Origin of the sequence: Clavibacter lycopersici, from assembly GCF_003576405.1 — a bacterium.
GTDB classification, from domain to species: domain Bacteria; phylum Actinomycetota; class Actinomycetes; order Actinomycetales; family Microbacteriaceae; genus Clavibacter; species Clavibacter lycopersici.
Genome location: NZ_QWGT01000574.1, coordinates 1 through 373, shown reverse-complemented (window position 1 = coordinate 373; position 373 = coordinate 1). Strand labels below are relative to the sequence as shown.

The following is a 373-nucleotide window of genomic DNA, read 5'->3' as shown; positions in this document are numbered from 1 at the left end:
CGGGCAGCGCCTCGCGCTCACGTCCGTCGACGGCCGCTGGGCGCTGTACGACGCCGACGCGCGCGCCCTGGTCGTCGACGGGCGGACGGTCGACCTCGCCGGATCCGTGGCCGCCGACGCCCGCGTCGCCCTGCAGCGCGCGTCCTCCGACGGGACCGGCGTGCTCGTCGCGCACTCGGGCGGGCTCATCGACGTGCCCGTGGCGGGCGGCGACCCCGTCGTCGTCACGGGCGCGGTCCGCGGCGAACCGGCGCGCCCGGTCCGCGTGGCCGGCTGCGAGTACGCGGGCTGGACGGACGGATCCGGCTGGCAGCGCTGCCTCGCGCCCGCGGAGATCTCGGGCGGGGGCGACCGGGACGCGCTCCGCACGGCC

The 373-nt window shown here is 80.2% G+C and carries 1 protein-coding gene; it reads left to right on the top strand.

The window, feature by feature from the left end; all coding sequences use genetic code 11:
* Positions 1-373 (top strand): hypothetical protein (locus tag DZG00_RS16595; RefSeq protein WP_147360114.1); only part of this gene is annotated, 373 nt, incomplete at both ends.